Origin of the sequence: Halobacillus sp. BBL2006 (genome assembly GCF_000786645.1) — a bacterium.
Classification (GTDB): Bacteria; Bacillota; Bacilli; order Bacillales; family Halobacillaceae; genus Halobacillus.
In genome coordinates this window covers 1-4,243 of record NZ_JRNX01000632.1, presented here as the reverse complement: position 1 = coordinate 4,243, position 4,243 = coordinate 1, and the positions used below count along the sequence as shown (strand labels likewise).

General features: G+C 41.8%; 6 protein-coding genes. 3 read left to right on the top strand and 3 right to left on the bottom strand.

Annotation, left to right across the window (positions count from 1 at the left end; genetic code table 11):
- Positions 1-32: 32 nt before the first annotated feature.
- The 3 genes from gerPC to LD39_RS17300 are packed head-to-tail and all read right to left on the bottom strand — an operon-like array spanning position 33 to position 1,079.
- On the bottom strand, positions 33-572 hold the full coding sequence (gene gerPC / locus LD39_RS17310) for a spore germination protein GerPC (RefSeq protein ID WP_035550590.1): 540 nt from the start codon (positions 570-572) through the stop codon (positions 33-35).
- Positions 573-618: 46 nt separating this feature from the next.
- Positions 619-846, bottom strand: coding sequence for a spore germination protein GerPB (locus LD39_RS17305; protein ID WP_035550587.1), 228 nt, complete (start codon positions 844-846; stop codon positions 619-621).
- Positions 847-857: 11 nt separating this feature from the next.
- Complete coding sequence (locus LD39_RS17300) at positions 858-1,079, bottom strand: spore germination protein (protein WP_035550585.1); 222 nt, start codon at positions 1,077-1,079, stop codon at positions 858-860.
- Positions 1,080-1,164: 85 nt separating this feature from the next.
- Here LD39_RS17300 and LD39_RS17295 point away from each other — a divergent pair, with 85 nt between their 5' ends.
- The 3 genes from LD39_RS17295 to LD39_RS17285 are packed head-to-tail and all read left to right on the top strand — an operon-like array spanning position 1,165 to position 4,084.
- Positions 1,165-2,355 (top strand): DUF418 domain-containing protein, encoded by a 1,191-nt coding sequence (locus LD39_RS17295; RefSeq protein ID WP_035550581.1) that lies wholly within the window; start codon positions 1,165-1,167, stop codon positions 2,353-2,355.
- A gap of 17 nt (positions 2,356-2,372) precedes the next feature.
- Entirely contained in the window at positions 2,373-3,572 is a 1,200-nt protein-coding gene (locus LD39_RS17290; protein ID WP_035550578.1) for a DUF2157 domain-containing protein, read from the top strand.
- Positions 3,569-4,084: a GDYXXLXY domain-containing protein gene (locus tag LD39_RS17285; RefSeq protein WP_035550575.1), complete on the top strand. Its 516-nt coding sequence runs from the start codon at positions 3,569-3,571 to the stop codon at positions 4,082-4,084. Before LD39_RS17290 ends, LD39_RS17285 begins: the two co-directional genes overlap by 4 nt.
- The last annotated feature ends 159 nt before the right edge of the window (positions 4,085-4,243 follow it).

Genomic DNA, 4,243 nt, shown 5'->3' with positions numbered 1-4,243 from the left:
ATGCAGTCCGTAGTTATGGACAATGTGGTTCATCACTCACCATCTCCTTTATAGTTTTCAAAATACTGGGCCATCGATTGGCGGATTTCTGTTTGGATTTGATGGAGCAGAGTGGTTTCGTCGATTTCCGGGTCTTGTTTTTTATAAAATTCTATTCGCTGGGGGAGTTGTTTTCTAACATCAGCAATCATATGCTGTTTATGTTCATCACTAATCGGGACATCATGGTCCCGTACATACTGATTCATCCATGGAGGGATGTCTTTTGTCATATAATCTTGTAAGGAATGGAGAATAGGATCTTGGGGAGGAGTGCCTTGATTACCATAAAGCTCTCCAAGTTCAGAAACATCAGAGCCATTGGGTGTTAGTCCGATTTGAAGGGTGCCTTCAAGTGTTTCGATTTTTAGCTGATCGAAGTGATATTCGATTCTTTCAATCACGGTGGTAGGCTTTTCGTTAGCGTTCATTTCCTCGATTTTCTTCTGCAGCTGGTCGATCATTTGCTTTTGTTGTTCCATTTGCTGCATCATCTGCTGGATCCAGTTCTGCCAATAATAGTAATTATTCAACTCGGCTCACCCCCTTCACTTCATTTCTATGCACAAGAAAAAAAGTCTATGATATGGAAAGGGGGACAAGAGGGCCTGCTTCCGCTTCCGGTAGGGAGACTGTGCCTTCTAGTGGTTGTGGTAATGGAGCAGGTTCGGTGTAGCCGCCTGTATTGTATAAGTCCGCTTTAGCTTGAATGACTCCGGAACTTCCGATTTGTACGACAGAGGAGTTGGCCACAGATCCAATTCTCAATACATGGATGCAGATGGATTGATGAACCGTAATATTCATGTTTATCCCCCTTAAGCATTGTTCATGAGCGTCTGATCAATTGTGTCTGAATCATTGACATTCGTATTGGAGTTATTGACGTTGATTCTGATCCCGTTACCTGTGTTGAATGATCCGCCTCCAGCAAAGGTTTTTGCCCATGCTTGCGGAGCCATATTGTAAACATCGCCAATGTTAAAAACGCTCGATGTAGATAACGATATTACTTGAACGGCTCCGACTTTCGCTGGCATAAGAAAAACTCCTTTCTTCATTTTATGAAACGCAATTGTCTTCATTACGTATTAAAAGTAAAATAGAACTATAGGGGGAATATAAATGAAATCATCAGCTTCACCATTAAGTGAATCGGAGCGGTTAAGCTGGATTGATGCGGCCCGTGGACTAGCCATTCTAGGCATATTCATGGTCAATGTTCCAGCATTTAATGCTCCTTATTTTTTATATGGAGGAGCTGAAGAATATTGGCCCTCTCCACTAAGCCATACAGTTCAAGCAATCATTGATATTTTCTTTCAAGCCAGCTTTTATACATTGTTTTCTTTTATGTTTGGCTTTGGAATGCAGATGATGAAAGAACGCTTGGATGAGAAAAATATAGATTACCGTCCGGTCATTTTTAGAAGATTATTGATCCTAATCGGTTTTGGTTTAATCCATGCGTTCTTAATCTGGCACGGAGATATATTATTATCCTATGGGGTACTTGGGATGGTGTTATTTGTCTTTTTTAACGCGTCTAAGGGAACACTTTTGACGATGGCCTATGCAATGCTTGCATTCTTAGTCTTTCCATATACTTTCGCGCTCTATATGTTCAGGGACCAATTGCAAGGCATCGTTGATCGCCCATTGATACAGGAGGCTATCGCTAATTACGGTCAGGGCACCTTGCTCGAAATATGGCAGCAAAACGCGAATGATTGGTATTACGCAAATCAGCCAGGTAACCTTTATTTCCTTATTTTAAGCCTCGTTCCTATGTTTTTACTGGGGCTCTATGTTTGTAAAAAACGCTGGCTTCATGAACCTGAGAAGCATTTGTCCTCGATAAAAAGAGTATGGGTTATGACAGGGGCACTTTTCTTAGTCTTTAAAGTGGGTCCTTATTTGTTTGGAAATCCAGAATGGTTCCAGCTCATGCAGGATGGCATCGGTGGATCAGCATCAGCGATTTTTTACGTTCTATCTATTACTTTATTGTTCCGGACAGAATTTGGTTCCCGTTTGGTACATCCATTGACGTGGGTAGGGAGGATGTCCTTATCCAATTACATTTTTCAATCCTTGTTCAGTTTTGTCCTTTTCTATTCCGTAGGTTTCGGTTTATATGCTCAAGTTCCACCTGTTTGGAGTATGATCATCGTGATTGTCGTCTTCGCTTTACAAGTGTTGGCAAGTAAGGCCTGGTTGGCGAGGTATCGATACGGACCGCTTGAGTGGGTATGGCGATCGCTGACATACCGGAAGAAACAGCCTTTAAAACGAACACAAACTGCAGTTTCATAACAGAGGGGGTCAGCGAAATGAATCGTGACCAAATCGTAAAAGAAAGCAAAAAATGGGTGGAAGCCCATATTATTTCTGAATCTCAGCGAACACAATTGATTGAACAATATCCGAAGAAGCAAAATAAACCGGTATTGCTTACGTTCGCTGCCATTTTCATCGGTTTAGGCTTTCTGACTTTCATCGCTTCCAATTGGTCAGAGATGCACGATTTATTCCGTATGGGGATTATTGTTGCAGCCCTTCTCTTTTTTTATATAGGAGGAGAGCATGTTTACCGGAAACGTTCTGTTCGTCTTGGGATCAGTTTGCTATTGATTGCTCTTATCATATTCGGTGCTGGAATTTTCTTGACGGGCCAGATGTATCACTACACCTCGTTTAGTGCCTTTCCTTTTCTCGTATGGTCGATAGCTGGGTTCAGTTTATATCTTTTATTTAAAGATTGGACGTTTTTTATTGCAACAGTCATAATCACAACCGTTGGCCAAGTGTATAGTGGAATGGTTTATCAAGATTATCACTTGTGGATAGGGGTCCTTTTTCTATTCGGGCTTGGCTGGGTAGTTTATACGAAGAAGGTGATGATAGCTTCACTTATCTTTGCCGTCGGTTACGTCATCCATGCCCTGGTGCTCGTGTTCAGCGGAGGATTCCCTTACTATTGGCTGATCGTGCTGTTTTTAGCGCTGTATTTAGTTGATGACCTTGTGGTTAAAAAAGGTCAGATCCGAATTTTTAAATCTGCGGCTATTGTGTCGATGCTCACACTGAATATTTTTCAAGTCTTTTTTCTGGGATACGATTACTGGTTTGATCAAAACGAATCATCCTTTTATTTTTTCATCGTGTGGGCAGTGTTATTTGTTTTTGCAGTCATTCGTTCAGCGATAAGCACGACAAACTATTATTGGATTGACCTGATTTTGTTCGTACCTGTGTTTAGATTCGGATTTGGCGACGTGTTGTCTCTGGTCTTGCTGTTCGGGTACGCTCTCTTGTGGCTGATTTCAGGTTACCAGCAGGAAGTCGTACGCTGGGTGAATAAAGGTACTGTCGCGTTATTGGTTACGACATTACTCGCTTATTTTCAATTGGCATGGGATTTCATGGACCGGTCTTTGTTTTTCTTTCTCGGAGGGCTTTTGCTTTTCGCTTTGAGCTTTTTCCTTGAAAGGAAACGAAGAAAGTTTCATAAAGGAGGAGAAGCATCATGAAGCGGTGGATCTTTTATCTCGTAGTCATTTTGCAAATTCTCTTTCTCGTGTTAATGTCGATTTCTTTTTATGCGATGGACGCGGTAGGGGAAACGATCAAACTAAGAACGGCCCCTGCTGACCCCCGTGATCCGTTTTACGGCGACTATGTGACACTGGCTTATGAAATTGAACAAATTCCTGAAGATAAATGGGCTGTTGAAAAGGAATTAGAGCGAGGCGATCGGGTATTTTTGTTGTTGGAGGCAAGGGATGAAGGAATTTATGAGCTTGTGGAAGCATCAAAGCTGTGGAAGGAAGCGAAAAATGACCAAATCGTCCTGCGTGCAAGATATCAGTGGCATGATGAAATCAATGGTACGTACCAGGTCGATATCGGACTAAACCGTTATTATATCGCTGAGAACACAGGGGCTATGTACGAACAAACCATGGGAAATTCAATTGTTGAAATTGTCATTGCTCCTTGGGGTCATAAGAAGATTGCGTCGTTAGAAGAGGATAATGAATAAATAAAGAACAGGCAGGGACATAAGTAAAGTAGCGGTAGAAAAGGCTAACATTGAAAACTTGTATGAAATCAACGCAAATTCTTAACGTAGACAAAACACGGAGACTCCTACGGGAACAGCGCGAGTGAAGATCCCGCAGGAAAGCGTTCTTTGCTTTCC